Origin of the sequence: Pseudomonas paeninsulae, from assembly GCF_035621475.1 — a bacterium.
Classification (GTDB): Bacteria; Pseudomonadota; Gammaproteobacteria; order Pseudomonadales; family Pseudomonadaceae; genus Aquipseudomonas; species Aquipseudomonas paeninsulae.
This window is the reverse complement of the sequence record NZ_CP141799.1, coordinates 2,485,910-2,508,037: the sequence shown is the minus strand read 5'-3', so window position 1 is coordinate 2,508,037 and position 22,128 is coordinate 2,485,910. Positions and strand designations below refer to the sequence as shown.

General features: G+C 60.4%; 14 protein-coding genes and 2 pseudogenes. 8 read left to right on the top strand and 8 right to left on the bottom strand.

Features of this window, described 5'->3' with window-relative positions:
* Positions 1–233 precede the first annotated feature (233 nt).
* From VCJ09_RS11550 to VCJ09_RS11535, 4 genes are read left to right on the top strand one after another with little or no spacing between them, the layout of a single operon-like run.
* On the top strand, positions 234–1,103 hold the full coding sequence (locus VCJ09_RS11550) for a cytochrome c (RefSeq protein ID WP_324734425.1): 870 nt from the start codon (positions 234–236) through the stop codon (positions 1,101–1,103).
* A gap of 49 nt (positions 1,104–1,152) precedes the next feature.
* Positions 1,153–2,523 carry a cbb3-type cytochrome c oxidase subunit I gene (locus VCJ09_RS11545; protein ID WP_324734424.1) on the top strand — a complete coding sequence of 457 codons (1,371 nt, stop codon included), beginning with the start codon at positions 1,153–1,155 and terminating at the stop codon, positions 2,521–2,523.
* 11 nt (positions 2,524–2,534) lie between these two features.
* Entirely contained in the window at positions 2,535–3,347 is an 813-nt protein-coding gene (locus VCJ09_RS11540; protein WP_407693027.1) for a CbbQ/NirQ/NorQ/GpvN family protein, read from the top strand.
* Positions 3,348–5,372, top strand: a complete 2,025-nt coding sequence (locus tag VCJ09_RS11535) for a nitric oxide reductase activation protein NorD (RefSeq protein WP_324734422.1) — start codon at positions 3,348–3,350, stop codon at positions 5,370–5,372.
* A gap of 190 nt (positions 5,373–5,562) precedes the next feature.
* Here VCJ09_RS11535 and VCJ09_RS11530 read toward each other — a convergent pair whose 3' ends face one another.
* The 5 genes from VCJ09_RS11530 to VCJ09_RS11510 form a co-directional block, all read right to left on the bottom strand.
* Entirely contained in the window at positions 5,563–6,003 is a 441-nt protein-coding gene (locus VCJ09_RS11530) for a CopD family copper resistance protein (protein ID WP_324734421.1), read from the bottom strand.
* Between the two features lie 127 nt (positions 6,004–6,130).
* Complete coding sequence (gene hemN / locus VCJ09_RS11525) at positions 6,131–7,519, bottom strand: oxygen-independent coproporphyrinogen III oxidase (RefSeq protein ID WP_324734420.1); 1,389 nt, start codon at positions 7,517–7,519, stop codon at positions 6,131–6,133.
* A 438-nt stretch (positions 7,520–7,957) separates the two neighbouring features.
* Positions 7,958–8,656 (bottom strand): anaerobic ribonucleoside-triphosphate reductase activating protein, encoded by a 699-nt coding sequence (locus VCJ09_RS11520; RefSeq protein WP_324734419.1) that lies wholly within the window; start codon positions 8,654–8,656, stop codon positions 7,958–7,960.
* Positions 8,653–8,820, bottom strand: coding sequence for an anaerobic ribonucleoside-triphosphate reductase (gene nrdD, locus VCJ09_RS11515; RefSeq protein WP_079201935.1), 168 nt, complete (start codon positions 8,818–8,820; stop codon positions 8,653–8,655). The genes VCJ09_RS11520 and nrdD overlap by 4 nt, the downstream gene beginning before the upstream one ends.
* A 189-nt stretch (positions 8,821–9,009) precedes the next feature.
* Positions 9,010–11,037, bottom strand: a complete 2,028-nt coding sequence (locus tag VCJ09_RS11510; protein WP_324734418.1) for a ribonucleoside triphosphate reductase — start codon at positions 11,035–11,037, stop codon at positions 9,010–9,012.
* Between the two features lie 1,107 nt (positions 11,038–12,144).
* Between VCJ09_RS11510 and VCJ09_RS11505 the strand changes: the two genes are divergently transcribed.
* Together VCJ09_RS11505 and VCJ09_RS11500 are read left to right on the top strand one after the other, a co-directional pair.
* Positions 12,145–13,125, top strand: a complete 981-nt coding sequence (locus tag VCJ09_RS11505; RefSeq protein ID WP_324733723.1) for an IS5 family transposase — start codon at positions 12,145–12,147, stop codon at positions 13,123–13,125.
* Positions 13,126–13,511: 386 nt separating this feature from the next.
* On the top strand, positions 13,512–13,952 hold the full coding sequence (locus tag VCJ09_RS11500; protein WP_324734417.1) for a hypothetical protein: 441 nt from the start codon (positions 13,512–13,514) through the stop codon (positions 13,950–13,952).
* A gap of 100 nt (positions 13,953–14,052) precedes the next feature.
* Here the strand turns inward: VCJ09_RS11500 and VCJ09_RS11495 are convergent.
* The 3 genes and pseudogenes from VCJ09_RS11495 to VCJ09_RS11485 all read right to left on the bottom strand — a co-directional run bounded on the left by VCJ09_RS11495 (position 14,053) and on the right by VCJ09_RS11485 (position 17,832).
* Positions 14,053–15,083, bottom strand: a pseudogene (locus tag VCJ09_RS11495) (IS30 family transposase).
* Positions 15,084–15,293: 210 nt separating this feature from the next.
* Positions 15,294–16,010 carry a hypothetical protein gene (locus VCJ09_RS11490; RefSeq protein WP_407693026.1) on the bottom strand — a complete coding sequence of 239 codons (717 nt, stop codon included), beginning with the start codon at positions 16,008–16,010 and terminating at the stop codon, positions 15,294–15,296.
* Positions 16,011–16,283: 273 nt separating this feature from the next.
* Positions 16,284–17,832: pseudogene (locus VCJ09_RS11485) on the bottom strand (IS3 family transposase).
* A 1,184-nt stretch (positions 17,833–19,016) separates the two neighbouring features.
* On the opposite strand from VCJ09_RS11485, the gene VCJ09_RS11480 reads away from it, so the two are divergent.
* The gene (locus tag VCJ09_RS11480; RefSeq protein ID WP_324734416.1) at positions 19,017–19,478 is read left to right on the top strand and encodes a methyltransferase family protein; all 462 of its coding nucleotides are present in this window, start codon (positions 19,017–19,019) and stop codon (positions 19,476–19,478) included.
* A gap of 239 nt (positions 19,479–19,717) precedes the next feature.
* Positions 19,718–22,012: a beta-glucosidase BglX gene (bglX, locus tag VCJ09_RS11475; protein WP_324734415.1), complete on the top strand. Its 2,295-nt coding sequence runs from the start codon at positions 19,718–19,720 to the stop codon at positions 22,010–22,012.
* Positions 22,013–22,128: the final 116 nt, after the last annotated feature.

Here is a 22,128-nt window from a genome sequence, read left to right as displayed (position 1 = left end):
GCTTTCAGGCAATAGTCTGCAAACCGCAAATCGAGGTTGCTAGCCTCAAGAGGCACAGCAGCAGCGATCTGCCAGGCACCTTCCAACTGCACGTTCAACCAGGAATGCAGCCGTGCAAAAAGCACTGAAGATAGTCAGCTTCGTGATTCTCGCGCTGATGGCCGGCGCGATCGTCTATGCCGGGCTTATCGGCATCACCTATTGGACCGGCATCGGCGTCTAGAGAGTTGGCTATGAATAAACGACAAACACGCTCGTTCGCCCTTATATCGACCGCTATCGCTGTTGTTGTGTTTCTTGGCCTTACAGTCGACAGTCACCGACAGTTCCCCAAACTGACCAATGCCGAGCAGATCACCCCGCAAGTCACGCGCGGCAAAGATGTCTGGCACCAGTACAACTGCATCAATTGCCACACCCTGTTCGGCGAGGGCGCCTATTACGCCCCGGACCTGACGAAAATCGCCCAGCAGCGCGGCGCCCCCTATCTCACGGCCTTCCTCAAGGATCCCTCAAAGTTCTACGATGAGCAGCGCCATCGCCGATTGATGCCAAACCTGAACCTCGCCGACGATGAAATCGCCGGGCTGATTGCCTTCCTCGACTGGGTGAGCAAGGTCGACAACAATGGCTGGCCGCCACGACCGATTCTGGTCACTGGCTCGTCGATCCCGGGCACAGACCTCTCGGTGGCACAACAGGACCTCTCCGGTTCGACAAAACCCGGCGGTCAGCTGCCACCCGGCGCCCGTCCGGTCTCCGGCAAAGAAAACCCGATCGCCCTCGGCGAGGCGCTGTTTCGCACGGCCACTCCGGTGTGTAGCGCCTGCCACTCCATCGCTCCTGGGGTCAACCTCGCCGGACCAACGCTCGCCGGCCTGGCCAGCCGGGCCAAACAGGTCATCGCCTCACCCGACTACAAGGGCAGCGCCGAGGACGTCGAAGGTTTCATCCGCGAATCCATAATCACGCCGAGCGCCTACCTCCATCCGGGCGACATGTATTCAGCTGACGGCATGTCCTTCATGCCCAACACCTTTGCCAAATCGCTGACGCCCGAACAGATCGACCAACTGGTCGCCTACCTGGCGTCCTTCCAGTAACCGCCGGTTGCCTCACTCGCAACGCCGCAACTGATCGCAGGGGATGACCATGCGCTACAGATCTCAATCCGTCGCCTACTGGTATTTCGCCGTTGCCATGGTGCTGTTTGGCCTGCAACTAGTCTTCGGTCTGCTCTCGGCGGCGAAGTACCTGGGGCCGGACCCACTGCTGCAGTTCCTGCCGTTCGATGTGACCAAGGTCATCCACACCAACCTGTTGATCGTCTGGGTGCTGACCGGATTTATGGGGGCTACCTATTGGCTGGTGCCGGACGAGTCGCGCACTGAGTTGCATAGCACCAAGCTGGCGTACATCCAGCTCGGCTTGTGGACGGCCATGGGCGTCACTGCGGTCATCGGCTACCTGTTCGGCTATGGCACCGGTAACAAGTTGCTCGAACAACCACTGCCGCACAAAATCGTGATCGTCATCTGCATGTTGATCTTCCTCTATAACATCGGCATGACGATCAAGAAATCCGGGCGCTTCACCACGACCGAAGGCGTACTGTTACTTGGCCTGGGCAGCGCCGCGGTGCTGTATGTTCCGGCCCTGCTGCATTACGAAAACTACACGGTATCCATCTACTACCGCTGGTGGACCATCCACCTGTGGGTCGAAGGTGTTTGGGAGATGATCCAGGGCGCCTTCCTCGCCTACCTGCTGATCAGGCTGTCCGGCGCCGACCGTGAAGTGATGGAAAAGTGGCTGTACGTGATCGTCGGTCTGGTCTTCATCGCCGGCATCCTGGGTACCGCACACCATTATTACTGGGTCGGCGTGCCGGGCTACTGGCTGCCGATCGGAGGCGTATTCAGCGCGCTGGAGCCGTTGGCGCTGGTAGGCATGGCGATGTATGCCTACAACGCGTTACGCCGTTCCGGGCTCGCCCACCCCAACAAGCTGGCCTTGCACTGGACCCTCGGCAGCGCGATATTTACCCTGTTCGGAGCCGGTCTGCTCGGCTTGGCCCACACCTTTCCCGACGTTAACAAGTGGACCCACGGCACCCTGATTACTGCCATGCACGGCCACGCGGCCTTCTACGGGGCCTACGTCATGATCATCCTGGCGATGATCACCTATGCCCTGCCGAGCATGACCCGGCGCAACGAGGAAGGCAGCAGCATCGGCTATTGGGCGTTCTGGATGCAGATGGCGGGCATGTTCGGCATGACCCTGTCATTCGCCACCGCCGGTATCGCCCAGGTCTACCTCGAACGCATCCTCGGCATGGGCTACCTGGACGTGCAACTGAAGATCCAGGTGCACTTCCTGATGCTGGTGGCCACTGCATCTATCTTCGCCACGGGTGTAGGGCTGTTCATCTTCGATTTCTTCCGCCACGCGCCGCGCTTCGTTATCGACGAACCCGATCCGGCACTGGCAACGCCCCCAACCTCAAGCCCCGCGTTGTAATGGAGCATTCGTTGTCGCGCCGCTCCGGCACGCAGCCCGCACGGCTGGAAGTAGAGCCCTATTACCAGCCCTGCGGTGACGAGGTGGCGATCTTCGAACAATGCCATGCACAGCAACTAGCGATCATGCTCAAGGGCCCGACCGGTTGTGGCAAGACTCGTTTCGTCGAGCACATGGCCTGGCGCCTCAAGCGCCCGCTGATCACCATATCCTGTCATGACGATCTGAGTGCCAGCGACCTGGTTGGGCGCTTCCTGATCGGTCACCAAGGCACCCATTGGACGGAAGGCCCACTGACCCGGGCGGTGCGCGAAGGCGCTATTTGTTACCTGGACGAGGTGGTCGAAGCGCGCCAGGACACCATTGTCGTGCTGCACCCGCTGACCGACTATCGGCGCATCTTGCCACTGGACAAAACCGGCGAAATTCTCGAGGCCTCGCCGCACTTCCAACTAGTGGTGTCCTACAACCCCGGCTACCAGCGCATGCTCAAGGATTTGAAACCGAGCACCCGACAACGCTTCGTGGCACTGGACTTCAACTTCCCGCCGGCCGAGCGCGAGATAGCCATCGTCATGCACGAAGGCGGAACCGACCACGCCACCGCGCACGCCCTGGTCTCGCTCGCGCAGCGGCTGCGCGCCCTGCAGGATTGCGGACTGGCGGAAGTCCCCAGCACGCGTCTACTGATCGCCAGCGCACGCCTGATCAGCAGCGGTATCGCCGCCCCCATCGCCTGCCAGGTCGCGCTAATCTCGCCGCTGTCCGATGACGCCGCGCTGATCGGTGCCATGCGCGACCTGGTCGACCTGACGTTCATCTAGATGGCCGAAGCCGAAGATGTAATCACCGATGTCGCGCGCCATGCCACCGTGTATGCCCAGGCGCTATGGCGGCGCCACCACCGCCCCGCGGCCGCGGCGAAAGTCGTCACCTTGGCCGATGTCGCGCAACGCATCGATCTGCTGATCAGGGCTATGTTCGGCACCAGCTACCCACTGCGTGTCGCACAACCGCCCTTGCCCCCCACCCTATTGGTAAAGCTGTTCCAGCGTAACGAAAAACCCCGCCAGCAAACCGCCGTTCCCGCTACCGACGGCGTGCATATATGGCTGCCGGGGCAACTGGACGGCGAGGATGCCCCACTCGCCCTGGCGCGCTACCGAACCCTCGCCCTGCAACAGGCGATGCGCGCCCAACGGGGCAGTGCAGCTCACCTGCATGCCCTCGACGATCCGCTGCAGCGCAGCCTCTATCTGCTTCTCGAAGCCTGGGCTGCCGATCGCGATCTGCTGCGACAGTTGCCGGGGCTCACCGCCTCGCTGCAGGCGCTGCGCCAGCAGGCCTTGGCCAATCGCCCGCCCATGCGCGCCTTCTCCAGCCAGCGCCAGCCGCTGGAACGCTTCCTGCGTGCCCTGCTGCGCAACCAATGCGGCCAGCCTCTGGAGCATCTGCCGATACCCGTGACAGCGGCCGACTCGCTGCAACAGGTGGCGGCACTGGCGACACGCCTCATGCCACCCGAGCAAACCCGCAGGCTCGGCGCCCAACCACTGTTGCGCGACGCCTGGACCGGCGATCTACGGTTGCCGGCGACCTCCTTGAAGCTGCCGGACACAGCCGGCGCCGAAACCGAACCAGCCGATGCCCTGCCGCGTAGCGCGCGCCTACCGCGCCGACCGAACGTGCGCGAGGCCCAGGCGGGCGAGGATGACGTTCAGGAACAGGGCCCGAGCATGGTGCAGCCCGGCGAGCCGCTGGAACATGCCGAAGACCCCATGGGCATGTCGCGCCCCACGGACCGGGACACCGCCACCCCAGCCGCCGATTTCGCCGACTCGCTGGCGGAGCTGAACGAAGCCAGGCTGGTGGTTGCGCCGGGCCGGCCGAAGGAAATACTGCTCTCCGATGAGCCGCCAGAAACGCGGGTTCGGCGCAGCGCCGAGGCCTCGGCAGCCAGCGGGATCAGTTATCCCGAATGGGATTACCGCAGCCAGACCTACCGCGACCCAGGCGCGACCGTGCGGCTGTGCGCCGCCGAGGACGGCCCGCAACAATGGGTCGAACAGACCCTGGAGACCCATCGTTCGATGCTCGATGCCATCCGCCGGCAATTTGAACGACTGCGCGCCAGTCGCGTCAGGCTGCGTAAGCAGCTCGATGGCGACGATATCGACCTGGAAGCGTATATCGACGGCTGTGCCGAGGCCCGCGCCGGCCTGAGCATGCCGCAGGCGCTGTACCAGACCCAGCGCTGCACTCGGCGCGACATGGCAATCATGTTGCTGATCGACGTCAGCGGTTCTACCGACGGCTGGATCTCCCAGCAGCGACGGATCATCGATGTCGAGCGCGAGGCTCTGCTCCTGGTTTGTCTGGCGCTGGAGAGCATGGGCGAGCCCTATAGCGTACTGGCGTTCTCCGGCGAAGGCCCGCAACAGGTCACGTTACGCACGCTCAAAGCATTCGATGAGCGCTACAGCGACGAGGTTGGTCGGCGCATCGCCGCACTCGAACCGGAGCGCTATACCCGGGCGGGCGCCGCCATCCGCCACGCCAGCACCTTGCTGATGCGCGAAGCAGCCAAACACCGGCTGCTATTGCTGCTCTCCGACGGCAAGCCGAACGATGTAGACGAGTATGAGGGTCGCTATGGTGTGGAAGACATGCGCCAAGCCGTGACCGAAGCCAAACTGCAAGGCATCTCCCCCTTCTGCCTGACCATCGACCGCCAGGCCGCGAACTACCTGCCGGCGGTGTTCGGCCCTCGCCACTACGCACTGCTGCCCAAGCCTGAGCTGTTACCCGCGGTGCTGCTGGAATGGATCAAGCGCCTGGTATCGGCATGAGCTCGATTGCGGCAGGGCCGCGCATAGCCACTAGACGACAGCGGGAAGCATCAGGGCGCTCTGCGTCAGCCGCGTAGCTTGCCGGCCAATCGGCGAGTAATCCATCACCGCCTAGCGTGACTATGCCCAAGTCCAATTTCGTCACCCCCGCAAACGCGGGGCAACCGATGTCACCGTCTGTGCAGGGGGCTCACCAATGGATATAGAACATCGCCTTGGCCAACAGCACGATGCCGAGCATCTGCGCCAGCACCGCCCAGTGCAACTTGCGGTAGAGGCTCGGAGTCATGCGCCCGGACCTGAGCAGCATGGCGACCAGGCCGAAGCTGAAAAATACGCTGACGGCCAGCACAATTTTCAGACTCAACAACGTTGCGAAACTGCTGGCGAAGGGATCGGCCAGCGCCTGGCGGTGCTGCCAGGCCAGGCCGAAACCGGCACCGTAAACCAGCAGCACCACCCAGTGCAGAACCGAGCGGGTACGCCGGCCGAGCGCCTGCTCAAGTGCGCCCAGCGTGCCAGGATCGAGCTGCGGCTTGACCTTGGCGAGGATGATCACCTCGAAGAACAGCGTACCGATAAAGGCAATAGCCGCGAGCAGATGCACGGCATGCAGGAGTGAATAACTCATCGCGGGATCCTGGTGAGCCGTCGGCAAATGATCGTTGCGCCGGATTGGTCAACGTTGTAGAGCTCGGCATGCTGGCGATCTAATGCTCCAAAGATCACCAGCATGCCGGACCACAGCAAGTTGACTGTTACACCGTGCGCGAGAAACGGCCCTTCTGCTCGCCGCCCAGGTAGGCGTCGAAGGCCATGGCCACGCTGCGCATCATCAGGTGGCCTTGCGGCAGCAGCACCAGGGCGTCGTCGTGGATTTCGACCAGACGATCCGTTACATGCTCCTCGAGTGCCGCCAGGGAATCGGCGAAGTAGTTTTTGAAGTCGATAGCGTGACGCGCCTCGACAGTGGCGAAGTCGACTCGGCCATGGCACATCAGGGCGCTGATCACCTCGCGGCGCAGCAGGTCGTCGGCGTTCAGGCTGTAGCCGCGATGCACCGGCAGCAGGCCCTGATCGAGACGCGCGTAGTACTGCGAGAGTTCCTTGACGCTCTGGCTGTAGCTGTCGCCGACATTACCGATCGAAGACACGCCGAGGCCGATCAGGTCGCAGTCGGCATGAGTGGAATACCCCTGGAAATTACGCTGCAAGGTGCCATTGGCGCGCGCCAGGGCCAACTCGTCATCCGGCAGGGCGAAATGGTCCATGCCGATATACACGTAGCCGGCGTCGGTCAGGCGCTTGATGGTCAGCTCCAGCAGCTCCAGCTTGCGCTCCGGCGGCGGCATGTCTTCGCGGCGGATCAGGCGTTGCGCGCGCACCATTTGCGGCAGGTGGGCATAGCTGTAGGCGGCGATACGATCCGGGCGCAGGGCGATGATCTTGCTCAGGGTGACGTCGAAGCTGGCCACCGTCTGCAGCGGCAGGCCGTAGATCAGGTCGACGCTGACCGACTTGAACTGCGCCTCGCGCGCGGCGGCGACCAGTGCATAGACCTGCTCCTCGCTCTGCACGCGGTTGACCGCCGCCTGTACATCCGCATCGAAGTCCTGCACGCCGAAGCTCAGCCGATTGAAGCCGAGCGCACGCAAATGTTGGATCTGTTCGGTGCTGATGGTGCGCGGGTCGACCTCGATGGAGAACTCGTGGTCGTCGCTGTCATCCATGTTGAACGCCTGGTGCAAGGTGGCCATCAGGTCGGCCAGTTGCTCGCTGGTCAGGTAGGTCGGCGTACCACCGCCAAGGTGCAATTGGGTCAGCTTGCGCGTGCGGTCGAACAAGTCCGCCTGCATGGCGATTTCGCGCTTGAGATAGGTCAGGTACTCCACCGCACGGTGGGTCTTCTTGGTGATGATCTTGTTGCAGGCGCAGTAGTAGCACAGGCTCTGGCAAAACGGGATGTGGATATACAGCGACAACGGTTTGGGCGCGATCGCCTGATTGCTGGCGGCAACGGCGTTCTGATAATCGTCCATGGCAAACGCCTGATGGAACTGCGGCGCGGTGGGATAAGAGGTATAGCGCGGCCCCGGGCGATCATACTTCTCGACCAGCGCGCGATTGAAGTTCAGCGATTGGTCCATGTTCGACCACCTCGTAGCATGAATAGGAAGACCGCGACTGCGACTAGCGCAGCGCCCGCCCTGCCCGCGTGGGTAGCCGGCAATATGCCGACATTGTATGGCGCGGCGCAGGCGCAGCACCTGACGAGGGTCAATTCTCACGCACACTCGGTTCCAGCTGCTGCTCGTGTAGGCTGGGTTAGTAACGCAGAGCAGGCGTCTACAAGCAAACGCAGAGTTTGCCCGCCACGTAACCCACCCGCGATGATCAGCCTGCTCCATCTGCCGGGTTGGGCGCAACTGATCAGGCACTCGGACCCTCAAGGCCGCACAGGCATAGCTGCGCGAAACCCAGCGGGGCAAAAACCGGCAAACCCGGAGGCCAACTTTAGACGGGCGCTGGGCTTACGCGCCCCGGCCGCAACCTACCGCAGAGCGCTACAACTGTCGGCTGACCAATTAATGATCACGCAGCTCGAAATGCGGGAACAGTTGCTCTAGGCGCTGCCACAATTCGCCCGCCTCGTTCGGCGTCGCTGTCATAGGCAGGTCTGGATCGAGCATGCGTGCGCTGCGCACTATCTGTACGGCAAAGCGCTCGACGCCGAAGGCACGCAGACGCTGGCCGATGCGCCACAGGCGTTCGACGTCCAATAGATGCCAGTGCACAGTGGTTCGGCACTCGTAGTCGACGCCGCTGGCCAGCAGGTGTTCCAGGCTGCGCCAGTTGGCCTTGCCGCTGCCGCTGACGCCGGTGATTAGCTCGGTATCCTCGGCAAGGGCCTTGATGTCGAAACCAACCCAGTCCGCCGCCTTGACTGCCCATGAGAACGCCCAGGGCTTGATGCCGGCACTGTGCAGGCCAACGCGAAAACCCATCTGCCGCACCTGCTCCATCGCCGGCACCAGGCCGCCTTGCAGGGTCGCCTCACCGCCACTGAACACCACGGCCTGCAACAAGCCCTGACGGCGCTGGAGGAAGTCCAGTACCTGCCACCAGGGAATTTCCTGCTCGCCGCGGGCCGGGATCAGATCCGGATTGTGGCAATAGCGACAGCGCCAGGCGCAGCCCTGACAGAACAGCACACAAGCCAGCAGCCCCGGATAGTCGAGGGTGGTCAGGGGCACTAGGCCCCCAACCCGTAGCGACCTGCTCACGCAGCGCTTACTCGCGCCGCCGCTTCGGTGAAGTGCTGGCGTTCGCGGTGTTCGGACTGCTTGCCCGGGTTGAAGGCGGTGACCGGGCGGTGATAGCCCATCACCCGGGTCCAGACTTCGCAGCGCTGGCGTTGTGCTTCGGGGAGTTGCTGGGTGCTGTGCATGGTGTCGCTCCTTGCTGTGGGGAAAACGGGAAATCAACTCTTGGCTGATCAACGCCGCTCCAGTGGGCGCGGCGTAGGTGGTGCTATTCCGTAGGGTGGGTTAGCGGCGCCGGACACCGAGGAACGAGCTAGCGACTAAGTCGGGCGCCGCGTAACCCACCACCCGGCCGTTAGGCCGGCAATGACGAGTCAGCCACTGACCTTCTCGGCGCCGTCCTGCCGGGTTTGCTTGTGCAGCAACGCCTCGTCGCATTTCGGGCAGAACTCATGTTCGCCATCCAGGTAGCCGTGCACCGGACAGATCGAGAAGGTCGGGGTGATCGTCAGGTACGGCAGGCGGAAACGCCCCAGGGCGTTGCGCACCAGTTGTTTGCAGGCCTGGATCGAGGAGATCCGCTCGGCCATGTACAGGTGCAGCACGGTGCCGCCGGTGTACTTGCACTGCAGTTCGTCCTGCAGTTCCAGCGCCTCGAAAGGGTCGTCGGTGAAGCCCACCGGCAATTGCGAGGAGTTGGTGTAGTACGGCGCCTCGGCGCTGCCGGCCTGGAGAATGTCCGGGTAGCGCTTGCGGTCTTCCTTGGCGAAACGATAGGTGGTGCCCTCGGCCGGGGTCGCCTCAAGGTTGTACATTTGCCCGGTTTCCTCTTGGAAGCGCACCAGGGTGGCCCGCACATGATCGAGCAAGAGCAAGGCGAATTCGCGGCCCTTGGGCGTATGCATGCCTTCCTGGTCACCGCTGAAGTTGCGCAGCATCTCGTGCATGCCATTCAGGCCGATGGTCGAGAAGTGATTCCGCAGGGTGCCCAAGTAACGCTTGGTATAGGGATAGAGACCGGCGTCCATGTGATGCTGGATCACCTTGCGCTTGACCTCCAGGCTCTCCATCGCCAGTTCCATCAGCTGATCGAGGCGCTTGAGCAGGCCCTGGGTGTCGCCCTTGAATAGATAACCCAGGCGCGCGCAGTTGATCGTCACCACCCCCAGCGAGCCGGTCTGCTCGGCCGAGCCGAACAAGCCACCACCGCGCTTGAGCAGTTCGCGCACGTCCAGTTGCAGGCGGCAGCACATCGAGCGCACCTGATTGGGCTGCATGTCGGAATTGAGGAAGTTCTGGAAGTACGGCAGGCCGTAGCGTGCAGTCATCTCGAACAGGCGGTCGGCGTTCTCGCTGTCCCAGGGAAAATCATGGGTGATGTTGTAGGTCGGGATCGGGAAGGTGAACACCCGGCCCATGGCGTCGCCGGCCTGCATCACCTCGATATAGGCGCGATTGATCAACTCCATCTCGGCCTGCAAGTCGCCATAGGCGAAGGGCATTTCCACCCCGCCGATATAGGGGATCTGCTCGCGCAGGTCTTCCGGACAGACCCAGTCGAAGGTCAGGTTGGTAAACGGCGTCTGGGTGCCCCAGCGCGACGGCACATTGAGGTTGTAGATGAACTCCTGGATGGCCTGGCGCACCTCGGCGAAACCCAGGTTGTCATTGCGCACATAGGCCGCCAGGTAGGTATCGAACGAGCTAAACGCCTGGGCCCCGGCCCACTCATTCTGCAAGGTACCCAGGAAGTTGACCATCTGCCCCAGGGCACTGGACAGGTGCTTGGGCGGCCCCGCTTCAACCCGTCCGGGAATGCCGTTGAAACCCTCGTTGAGCAGGCTGCGCAGCGACCAGCCGGCGCAGTAGCCGGCGAGCATGTCCAGATCATGTACATGCAAATCGGCCTCACGATGCGCCAGACCGATGGTCTCGCTGTACACCTCGTCCAGCCAGTAGTTGGCAGTGACCTTGCCCGACACATTGAGAATCAAGCCGCCGAGGGAATAGCCCTGGTTGGCGTTGGCCCGCACCCGCCAGTCCTCGCGCGACAGGTACTCATTCATCGACGCGGCCACATCGACCAGCGACTTACGATCACGGCGCAACCGGCCATGGCGCTCGCGGTAGACGATATAAGCGCGTGCGGTCTGGTAGAAACCGGCCTCCATCAGCACCCGCTCGACGCGGTCCTGCACCTGTTCGACATCGATACTGGGCGAGTCCTGCAGGCGCATCAGCACCGCCTCGGCCAACTCCCCCGCCAGCGCCTCATCGAACTCGCCACTGGCCTCGCCCGCCGCGATGATCGCCTGACGAATCTTACCGAGATCGAACGCCGCAATGCTGCCATCGCGCTTGCATAACTGCTGAGGATGAAGGGCTTTAACCGGGCTGAGCATGTCGCCTCCTGACACTACATATAGATATTTATTTATCTGTAACCACAATATGCAGTGAAAGTTACCCGAGAACAGCCTACCCGAGCTTGACCTCGATCAAGGACGGCGAACACCGCTCACGGCGAATAAACCGACTGAGTAGCCATTAGCTTTTGCGCGCGCTGTTGGCGCCGGCGTCTCGTTGTGGCAGCGGTTTGAGCCGAGGAAGTCGCGGATAAATCCGCTCCGGTAGAGAGACGGATAGCCCCATGCGCAGGGAACTGGGACATCGCCAATACATACACAAATGGCCGGCCAGGCATTACGCAGCGCACGCGAGCCCACCCCCAAACAACCAACGGTAAGGCAAAGGTTTGCCGCACTGATCGCTCCAGACTGAGCAATTCAGCCCAGGCAAGCTCTGCGTGCGTCCAGGAAAACAACCATCAGAGCAGCCGCTGAAGTGCTAAAACACATCAAAGGTACGCGCTGCTCAGCGGCGCCGGGCGCCAGAAATTGCATTGGTGTACAACGCCCTTACACCGTCGAGAGCTACACTTTTTCGACATTGGCGTCGGGACGCATCATGGCAACTGACTCCAGAAAGAAACCAGGAGTACAGCATCGGCCGGAGTTCGGATTATTTGAAGGCGGGGTTTATGGAGCGGTTACGATCCAACAAGCCCCCCGTTGAGCAACTGACTCCACTCCTGAGCATTCTGGATGCGCAATCGAGCGCTGCTGATGCGAAGGCTCGTGGGTCCTTGGTTCTGGCGGCGAATGTCACCGTAACGACGTGAGACCTCGCAGAGAGAACCCTAGACACAGGCGCCCGAACCCCAGGGTAAATCGTTGCCTACGGAGCCTTTCAGGGGGCTTCATGGCGAAAATCGCCAAGTCTGGATGCAAGATCCTCAAACAACTCGATTGTGAGTCCGGCAATCGACCAGAAATAATCAGTCGCACCAGGCAGCCAGCGGCCACAGCCGACAGCCATTGGCGCCTACCAACCAAGGAGCGATTCGACCTCTTGAGATATAGGCTATGGGCTTGGCCGCGCTAAGGAAACTCTGAAAAAGACTTCCCGATTTTGGCAAAATAGCCGGACACCACCCGCCGAGTTTTCCGATGAAGCAGATGACCTTCGCCGACGCCGAGTACGCTGGCAAGCGCAAGCAGACCCGCAGAGAGTTGTTCCTGATCGAGATGGATCGGGTGGTGCCGTGGAAGGGTTTGATTGCCCTGATCGAGCCGCATTACCCCAAGGGTGAAGGCGGTCGTCCGTCCTACCCGCTGATGGCGATGTTGCGGGTACATCTGATGCAAAACTGGTTCGGTTACAGCGATCCGGCGATGGAAGAGGCGCTGTACGAGACGACCATTCTGCGCCAGTTCTCGGGGTTGAGCCTTGAGCGTATCCCTGACGAAACCACCATCCTCAACTTCCGTCGGCTGTTGGAGAAACACGAACTGGCTGCTGGCATCCTCGCTGTGATCAATGGCTACCTGGGCGACCGAGGTCTGTCACTGCGCCAGGGCACCATCGTCGATGCCACGCTGATCAATGCGCCCAGCTCGACCAAGAACAAAGAAGGTAAACGCGACCCGGAAATGCACCAGACCAAGAAAGGCCAGCAGTACTACTTCGGCATGAAGGCCCACATCGGCGTGGATGACGAGTCGGGCTTGGTGCACAGCGTGGTGGGCACGGCAGCCAATGTGGCGGATGTCACCCAGGTCGATAAGCTGCTGCACGGCGATGAAAACATGGTCGGGGCCGATGCCGGCTATACCGGTGTCGAGAAGCGCCCCGAGCATGAAGGCCGTCAAGTGATCTGGCAGGTTGCAGCACGTCGCAGCACCTACAAGAAGCTCGATAAGCGCAGCGTGCTGTACAAAGCCAAGCGCAAGATCGAGAAGGCCAAGGCTCAGGTGCGCGCCAAGGTCGAACATCCGTTCCGGGTGATCAAGCGCCAGTTCGGTTATGTGAAGACGCGCTTCCGTGGCCTGGCCAAGAACACGGCACAACTGGTGACGCTATTCGCGCTGTCAAATCTGTGGATGGCGCGCAGGCATTTACTGACAAATGCAGGAGAGGTGCGCCCGTAATATGGGCAATAGCCGCCGCGAGGTGCTCGCGGCGGCTAGAAACACCGAAATGAGCGGGTGATCTGATCGTTTTTGATCGATTTGCCGCTTTCAAAATCAGCGGGGGCTGAAGTCGGCCAGAAATGCATGGCTACTTCAGAGGATCCCTAACCATAAAACTGACCAAAACACTCAAGTAAAACTCTGAAACCTAACGAGAAATATACGAAATATTCAATAATTACAACTAGTTAGACGTTGACCCGTTCTAGCCCTTTCCTGGTGACTGTTCGCTTCCCCCCTAGAAGGCCAGTTCAGGTACCATGGCGTCCGCTTTTGTAAATCGTTTGTAAACCTATGTTAATTAACAGCCTTAACGCCGACTGAATGCGTATAGCGAGTAAATTATGAAAAACGAAACTAGAGCCCTGGGATTTGCGCCACTGATAATGCCGTTTGCATTCTCTTTCTATGCATTTTTTGCCGACCTCCCTGGCTTTAATATGCAAGACGGGCTCCTGCCCTTTATAGGTTTATTTTTCGGCATCGTGTTAGTTGGCCTTCCCGTTGTGTATATCTATGAATTCTTTATCGGCTTCCGCTTTTATCAGCTGCTTTCGAAAAAGAAGCGCGTTAATATTTTTACATTAACTTTGGGTGGGGCGCTGATAGCCGACATCCCTATGTTCTTAATATGGCCAATGACAGGAGGGGGGGGCACGGTTAGCTTTGCTGTGACTTTCCAATTATTTTCATTTATTGGCTTTATGATAGGCCTCAACTTCTGGGCTTTGCTGAATTTCGAACGCCTACGAGATTACGTAAATAATCTATTGAAGAGCGCGTAATTTTCGTCTTGGGCAGGCATCAGATTGCAAAATCAAAAAGAAACGAAGGCGACTACAGAACCAAAGAAAAGGGCGGTTGCAGGAGCTGAGTGCAACACGGTTATTGAATTGAGGCTGGAGCATCATGCTGCATTGTCATGGCCTTTTGCATTACTTCCCCAATAACTTCGATCGGGCATTTAAAGTCGAAGCGTTTACGGGGACGCATATTCATTTGCAAGGCAATGGCATCCAACGTTTCCTGGCTATGCACCGACAAGTCCGTTCCTTTGGGCAGGTACTGACGGATCAGGCCGTTGATGTTTTCGTTGCTGCCGCGCTGCCAGGGGCTGTGCGGGTCGCAGAAGTAAATTGCCACCCCGGTCTGCTGGGTGATTTCAGCATGCCGCGCCATTTCTCGGCCCTGGTCGTAGGTCATGCTCTTGCGCATCGCCAACGGCATGCCATTGAGCGCTGCACTGAAGCCCTCCATCGCCGAGGTTGCCGTCGCGTCATTCATCTTCACCAGCATCAGGTAGCCACTGGTGCGCTCCACCAACGTGCCTACAGACGAGGCGTTGGCCTTACCCTTGATCAGGTCGCCTTCCCAATGCCCCGGCATCAGCCGGTCTTCGATCTCCGGCGGGCGCACATGAATGCTGACCATCTCGGGGATCTGTCCGCGCCGATCCACGCCGCCAGAACGCGGTCTGCGCGTCGTCTTGCTTTGGCGCAGGCAGATGATCAGCTCCTTACGCAGCTCGCCGACCGGCAAGGCATAGATCGCGTTATAGATCGTCTCGCGACAGACGTAGGCATCTCTGAGGCTGGGAGTGTTCATGCTGCGCAGCTTGCCGGCAATCTGCTCTGGAGACAAACGCCCACGCAGCATATGGGCCACCAACGCCCGAAGCGCTCGCTACCCGGCAACAGTTTTCGCATCGGTCGACAAACCTGACGGCGGTCCTGCATCTGCTGCTGGGCCAAGCGGGCCGAGTAGCCGCCACAGGCATCTCGATTGCGGCGCAGCTCACGGCTGATGGTCGAAGGGGATCGGGTGATCAAGCAGGCAATCTTGCGCAGGCTGAAGCCTTGGGCACGACCGATTTGAATGGTGGCGCGCTCTTCAACGCTGAGTTCGGAATAAGACATAGGGGCAGCACCGTACCGGAAAGGTCAGGTGTTGCACTCAGTTCTTGCCGCCGCCAAGCCTATGCCGGAATGGCACTTACTTGAGCTTTAGGGTGCCCGTTTTTTATGACGTCATCGCGAGCAGAGTGCCGCAATTTGGCCAGCACTAGGTAGGTCGCGGTAGGGACGGCAGTTACCTGCCGCCCCCCGCACAGATCCGTACGTGCGGAACTACCGCATACGGCTCCTGCCTCGGGTATGTGACGCGAAGCGATCCTCAGGGTACGGATGTGCATTTCTAGGTTTAGGTATGTAGAGGTCGGCGAGGCGTCCGTAGCGTGACCATTGGAGCCTATTGCGCTGGCTGCGACGTATGAGGGCTTGCCGCCATAGACGGCAAACCGCCGAACGAAAACCGCCAAGACGTATCAGGTTCCCCGGCACCGCGTGGTAGTTGAAGTAGCCCCTGACCACCCGGGTAAGCCACTGACCCACGACGTGAACAGACTCGTGGCGTCGACGTTTCAGCTCATCCCGAATAGCCAGCAGCGTCGCACGCATTCGCTTCTTGACCGTCAGTCGCAGTATTTGAAAACCACCGCTTCTGTTGGTACTACAACAGTGCGTGAAGCCCAGGAAGTCCTCTTCATAGATCGCATTCAGAACGGTAACAACCGCCTGCTGTACGATCTTGTCCTCCAAAGAGGCAATACCCAACGGGCGCTGCCTGCCATCGGCTTTGGGAATGTAGACCCGCCGCGATGGCGTTGCCCGATAGGCTCCGCTGTGGAGCTTTGCGTGCAAATCGGTTACCCGCTGGAGAAGACCTTCCTCATACTCTCGCCACGACATGCCGTCCACGCCCACCGCTGCATCGCGGCGCAGGGCATAAAAGCTCTGCTCCAATAACTGCGGTGTGATGTGGTGCAGCAATGCCGTGAACTGCATGCCCTTGTTCCTTCGGGCTGCTTCACGTACACCTTCAAGTCCCATCGACGTGCAACTGATCCGGCTCAGTGTCCGGGGCACGGGGTTCTTCTCGGTGTTTCCCTTGGCTACGTCCCTTTCCTCCACTATCTCCGCAGGGCCAGGCCCTTTGTTCGATGGCTTCTCAGGTACTACGGACGTATCCGACTTCTCAGCGACGTGAACAGCAGGGTTATGGCTTTTGGCCTTTCCTGCTCGGCGTTTTGCAAGGTAGTTGTCGCGTCAGCCGTGTTTTTAAGCTGCTATTTTCAGTGCCGGTTGCTCTCTGTCTGGATTGAGTGTGACAGCGCCGATAGGTTGCCAATTTCGAGTCGCGCCCGACCAGCGATGCGGGTGTTGATTGCGAGCATGCTGGTAAAGCGCATGACGCTTGGCCAGCACCTCTTGATCCTCGCCGCGATGCCGCTGCGCCGGGGTCACGAAGCGGATGCGGCTATGCCGGTGTTCGTGGTTGTACCAGCGGATAAAGTCGCGCACCCAGCTGCGTGCTGCATCCAAATCGGCAAAGCCATCCTGCGGCCATTGCGGGCAGTATTTCAGGGTTCTAAACAGCGATTCTGAGTAGGGGTTGTCGTTGCTCACCCGTGGTCTCCCGCGCGACGGCGTAATGCCCAGGTCGTACAGTTTGCTCAGCAGCGTCACTGATTTCATCGGTGCGCCGTTATCCGAGTGCAACACCAAGGGCCGGCGCAGCGCTCAGTCAGTACGGTGCGCTGCATCAGTTCGGCCGCCAGTTCGCCGCTTTCTTGTTCGTAGACTTCCCAGCCCACGCCCTTGCGGCTGTAGATATCCTCGATCAAATACAGGTAGTAATACTTCCCGCGCACCTTTGAAGCCAGGTAGGTGATGTCCCACGACCAGACCTGGTTGGCCTTCGTAGCGTTGTGCGTGGTCGGCGCGGCATGCTTGTGCGGTGTATGACTGCGGCCACGTCGATGCTGCTGATCGGCGGCTTTAAGGACGCGATAAAAGGTCGCCTCCGAGGCCAGGTAGCGGCCTTGATCGGCCAACCTTGGCACGACCTGGCTGGGCGGCAGGCTGGCGAATTCCGGGCTGTTGCAGGCAGCCAAGATCGCGCTGCGCTCGCACTCACTCAGGGCGTTCAACGGTCGTGGGCGTAGCGTGGTGGTGCGCACGTCAGCCTGCACCACCGGCGTAGACGCCCAGCGTTGCAGGCTGCGTAGCGACAGCCCGATCTCAGCGCAGGCAACCGCCTTGCGCGCACCCGAAACCACCGCATGGTTAAAACGCTCAACGAGTTGTTGCCGTTCTGGCAACGAGGTCAGACGTCCTCGCTGTCGTTTCCCCAGAAGGCATTCATCTTTTTTCGTAGCACCAAGATGGCGGCGGTCTCTGCCAGCGCCTTGTCCTTGCGCCGCAGTTCGCGCTCTAGCTCTGCGATGCGCTTCTTGTCGGCACGCGCTTGTTCGCGCTCGGCTTGACGCTGAGCCTGGGCCGACTGCTGGCCGCTGATGCACGCTTGGCGCCATGCGCTGATTTGCTCAGGGTACAAACCCTTGCTGCGGCAGTACTCACTGAGCTCAATCTCACTCAAGGACGCCGCGTGCAGCACCGCTGCAAACTTGGCTTCAGCCGGCCAATTATCGGTTTGTTTCTTGTCTCCAGGCACCACCGCACCTCCTGCTTTGAGCTTGGTTCGCCAAGCATACAGCGTCGCTTCGGGGATACCTTCTTGGCGCGACAACGCCGCCACAGACATGTTTTGTGGCGGGAGTAATTTGTTCAGCAGGGCAGCTTTACGCTCAGGTGAATAACTCGACATATCAGCTCTCTTTGACGCCCCCGATCTATCGTTTTGATAAATCAGCCGAGGCGACAACTAGCCTGACACCGGGGGTGCTCCGCCCGGTGCTTGCGCACCGGGCGCCGCTGAGATCTCCCAGTTTCTGTGCGAAGGACTTCCCGACGTGCACAGGGTCTCCGACCGCGCGGGATCAGAGCATGACTGGCGTAAAACGCCATGCTCCCTGTTGCCTTCTGCTTCGCTTAACAGCATCGGCATCCCGAACTTGTGATTACGCGGCTCAATGGCTGGCCCATCGGTTTCCCCTGTCAACGCTTCACCCTGCACCTCACGGTGCAACATGCATGACTCGGGGTCTGGTTGATTCGCCATTTCTTATCAGTATCGAACTTTCATCGACTATCCTCCGCCAGCTTTAACTGGCGCACTAAGCGCTCCATAAATTCCGGCTTCACTGACCTGAATATCCGCCGGTGCGTAACAACTCTCCCAGCGATCTCCCGGACGACTCGGTATCGGCAAGTGTGGTGCAAGGAAAGTCCATCAAGTCGTTCGTTTCACTCACTGGAACTGGCAAAAAACCAGCCCCTTAGCTTAGTCGTTAGGGTCAAAGTCAAAATCGGAGTACGCCCACATGGAAGTCAGATGCAGCTCACTCAATGAAGTCCGCGATAATATCGACTCGAAAAAATATCGTCGCAATCGAAAACCAGGCCATTTTTCACCTTCAAATGCATATTTTTGCCCTGTGAGGGGCACTTTGCAGGCCACATTCCCCGCATTACCCGCGCACCTCTCCTGCAATGATTACTGTTTGTGCACCATCTACAGGTGCGACAACGCAAACAGCGTGACCTGCTGGGCGGTGTTTTTCACCAAGTTGCGAAAGCGCACCTTGGTGTAGCCGAACTGGCGCTTGATCACCCAAAGTAGCCTGGATACCCATTGGTGGAAAACGCTTCGCGGTTTGCCACCCTACGCGAACTGGGGGGCCAGGCAGGGCGGATAACGCTTTGCTTGTCCACCGATTGCGACGTCTTGGGTCGATGGGGGTGGCGCGCCCACTCCGACCACGGCCAAGTATTTGCGGGCCGCTCAGTTTAAAGTAGCGCGACACGCTCTGGAGCAGTGGCCTGCCCCACTATTAATGAACCAGTCGGGCACCCTGCCCGGCACCCTGAACGCCGTCACAAGGACAGCCGATGCAAGCACTAGAAAACAAGATGCCACCGCCACTGGTCGCGGCGCTGTTCGCGCTGTTTATGTGGGCGCTTGCCTCTGTGCTGCCGAGCGTTGATATGAGCGACGCGGTGCGCATAGCCTCCACAGCGGCCGTGCTGTTACTTGGCGCTTTCTTCTGTCTGGCTGGAGTGATGTCTTTCCGCCGGGCCAAGACCACGGTCAATCCGCTGAAGCCGGAAACGGCATCGTCGCTAGTGAGTTCGGGGATCTATCAGGTTTCGCGCAACCCGATGTACCTTGGCTTTGCCCTGTTTCTCGCTGCCTGGGCGGTGTTTCTTGCAGCGCCCTGGGCTCTGGTTGGGGTGTTGGGGTTCGTCCTCTATATGAACCGCTGGCAGATCACCGCGGAGGAGCGTGCGCTTGAGGCACTGTTCGGCGCTGAATTCGATCGCTATAAATCCAGAGTTCGCCGCTGGTTGTGACCCATAATGCCTGGCTGTAGCCGGAGCCTAGCGTTGACCGGCTGTTGCCCGGGGAAGCCGCTGGCCGGTCAGGCATGCACGCATTGCCGGTGATTGGCTGGTGCACACGGCGCACCCTGCGCGGATCATAACCGGCGCTGGGCGGGCCAAACGTCAGGCGCAGTTACGCTTCTATCGCACAGTCCAACCAATGCACCCTCGCGGCTTTCAAGTACTGCGTTACTCAGGAATACCATCGAATGATCAGGCTGTACCTGCTTGGCCTATTAGCCAGTTTTGCCAGTCACGCGGCTCTGGCCGCCACGTCCCCCGTCCTGCTGGATAACAAACAGGCCTTTATCGCCGACCTGATCACGCAGATGACGCTCGAGGAAAAGGTCGGGCAATTGCGCTTGATCAGCATCGGCGGGGATATGCCGCGCCCGCGCATCCTCGAGGAGATCGCCGCCGGCCATATCGGCGGTACCTTCAATACAGTGACACGCCGCGACAATCGGCCGATGCAGGACGCCGCCGTGCAGAACAGCCGGCTGAAGATTCCGCTGTTCTTCGCCTACGACGTGATCCACGGCCACCGCACTATTTTCCCAATCAGCCTGGCCCTGGCGTCGAGTTGGGATCTGCAGGCGATTACCCTGAGCGGTCGCATATCCGCCATCGAGGCCAGCGCCGACGGCCTCGACATGGTCTTCGCGCCGATGGTCGATATCACCCGCGACCCGCGCTGGGGCCGCACCTCGGAAGGCTTTGGCGAAGATCCCTATCTGGTGTCGCAGATCGCCCGGACCATGGTCAAGGCCTTGCAAGGGGCAACGCCCAGCGCCGCCGACAGTGTGATGGCCAGCGTCAAGCATTTCGCCCTGTATGGCGCGGTCGAGGGCGGGCGCGATTACAACGTGGTGGATATGAGCCCGATGCGCATGTACCAGGACTACTTGCCGCCTTATCGTGCCGCCATCGACGCTGGTGCTGGCGGGGTGATGGTCGCCCTGAACTCGATCAATGGCGTGCCGGCCACCGCCAATACCTGGCTGATGCAGGATCTGCTGCGCAGTGACTGGGGCTTCCGCGGGGTCACGATCAGCGACCACGGCGCGATCAGCGAGCTGGTCAGCCACGGGATTGCCAGGGATGGTCGCGAGGCCGCCAAACTAGCGATCAAGGCGGGCATCGACATGAGCATGGCCGACTCGTTGTATCGCCAGGAGCTGCCCGCCCTGGTGCGTTCGGGCGAGGTCAAGGTGCAGGAAATTGACAATGCCGTGCGTGAAGTGCTCGGCGCCAAATACGACATGGGCTTGTTCCATGATCCCTACCGGCGCATCGGCATCGCCGCCGAAGACCCAGCCGAGGTCAGCGCCGAAAGCCGCCTGCACCGCGCCGAAACCAGGGCTGTGGCGCGCCAGTCGATGGTGTTGCTGGAGAATCGCCAGCAGACCCTGCCGCTGAAAAAAACCGCCACCATTGCCCTGGTCGGGCCGCTGGCGGATTCGCCCATCGACATGCTGGGTAGCTGGTCGGCAGCCGGAGTTGCCGCGCAGTCGGTAACGCTGCGCCAGGGCCTGAACGCGGCGCTGGGCGACCCGGCGCAGGTGATTTATGCCCTGGGGGCGAACCTCACCGATGATCAGCACATCATCGACTACCTGAACTTTCTCAAAGAGGACAAGCCGGTGGTCGTGTTGGACCCGCGCCCGCCGGCCGAGTTGCTCGCCGAAGCGCTGAAGGCCGCCGAACAGGCCGATGTCATAGTCGCTGCGGTTGGCGAGGCGCGCGGGATGTCACACGAATCGTCGAGCCGCACGCGCCTGGACATTCCCCCCAGCCAGCAGGCGTTGCTGCGCGCGCTAAAGAAGACCGGCAAACCGCTGGTGCTGGTGTTGATGAACGGCAGGCCGCTGGCACTCAACTGGGAGCAGGCCAACGCCGACGCGATCCTGGAAACCTGGTTCAGCGGCACCGAGGGCGGCAATGCAATTGCCGATGTCCTGTTCGGCGACTACAACCCGTCCGGCAAGCTGCCCATCACCTTCCCGCGCTCGGTCGGGCAGATTCCGACCTACTACAACCATTTGCGCCTCGGTCGTCCGTATGTCGAGGGGCAGCCTGGCAACTACACCTCGCAGTACTTCGAGGAAGCCAACGGGCCGCTGTATCCATTCGGCTATGGTTTGAGTTACACCGACTTCAGCCTGTCCGAGGTGCAGCTTTCGAGCCACAGCCTGGCGCGTGACGGCAGCCTCGACGTCAGCCTGACCCTGAAAAATACCGGGCCACGTGATGGCGCGACTGTGGTGCAGCTATATATCCGCGACGTGGCGGCTTCCGTGGTGCGTCCAGTCAAGGAATTGAAGCGCTTCCGCAAAGTAACCCTCAAGGCCGGCGAGCACACCCAGGTGCGTTTCAGCATCGATGAAGATGACCTGAAATTTTTCAACGCACAGTTGCACCACGTAACCGAGGCGGGTGAATTCGAAGTGCAGATCGGCCTGGATTCGAAAACCGTGCAGACGCAACGATTCGAGCTGCTGTAGAGGGGGTCAATGCAGCGCCGAGTCGATTGGATGAGTGTCGGCTCGAGCTGGGCCGCCTGACTCGGCGGTTATCCGGCGCAGGAGAACGTCTTGAACGGGAGCTTGGCGCTCGATTC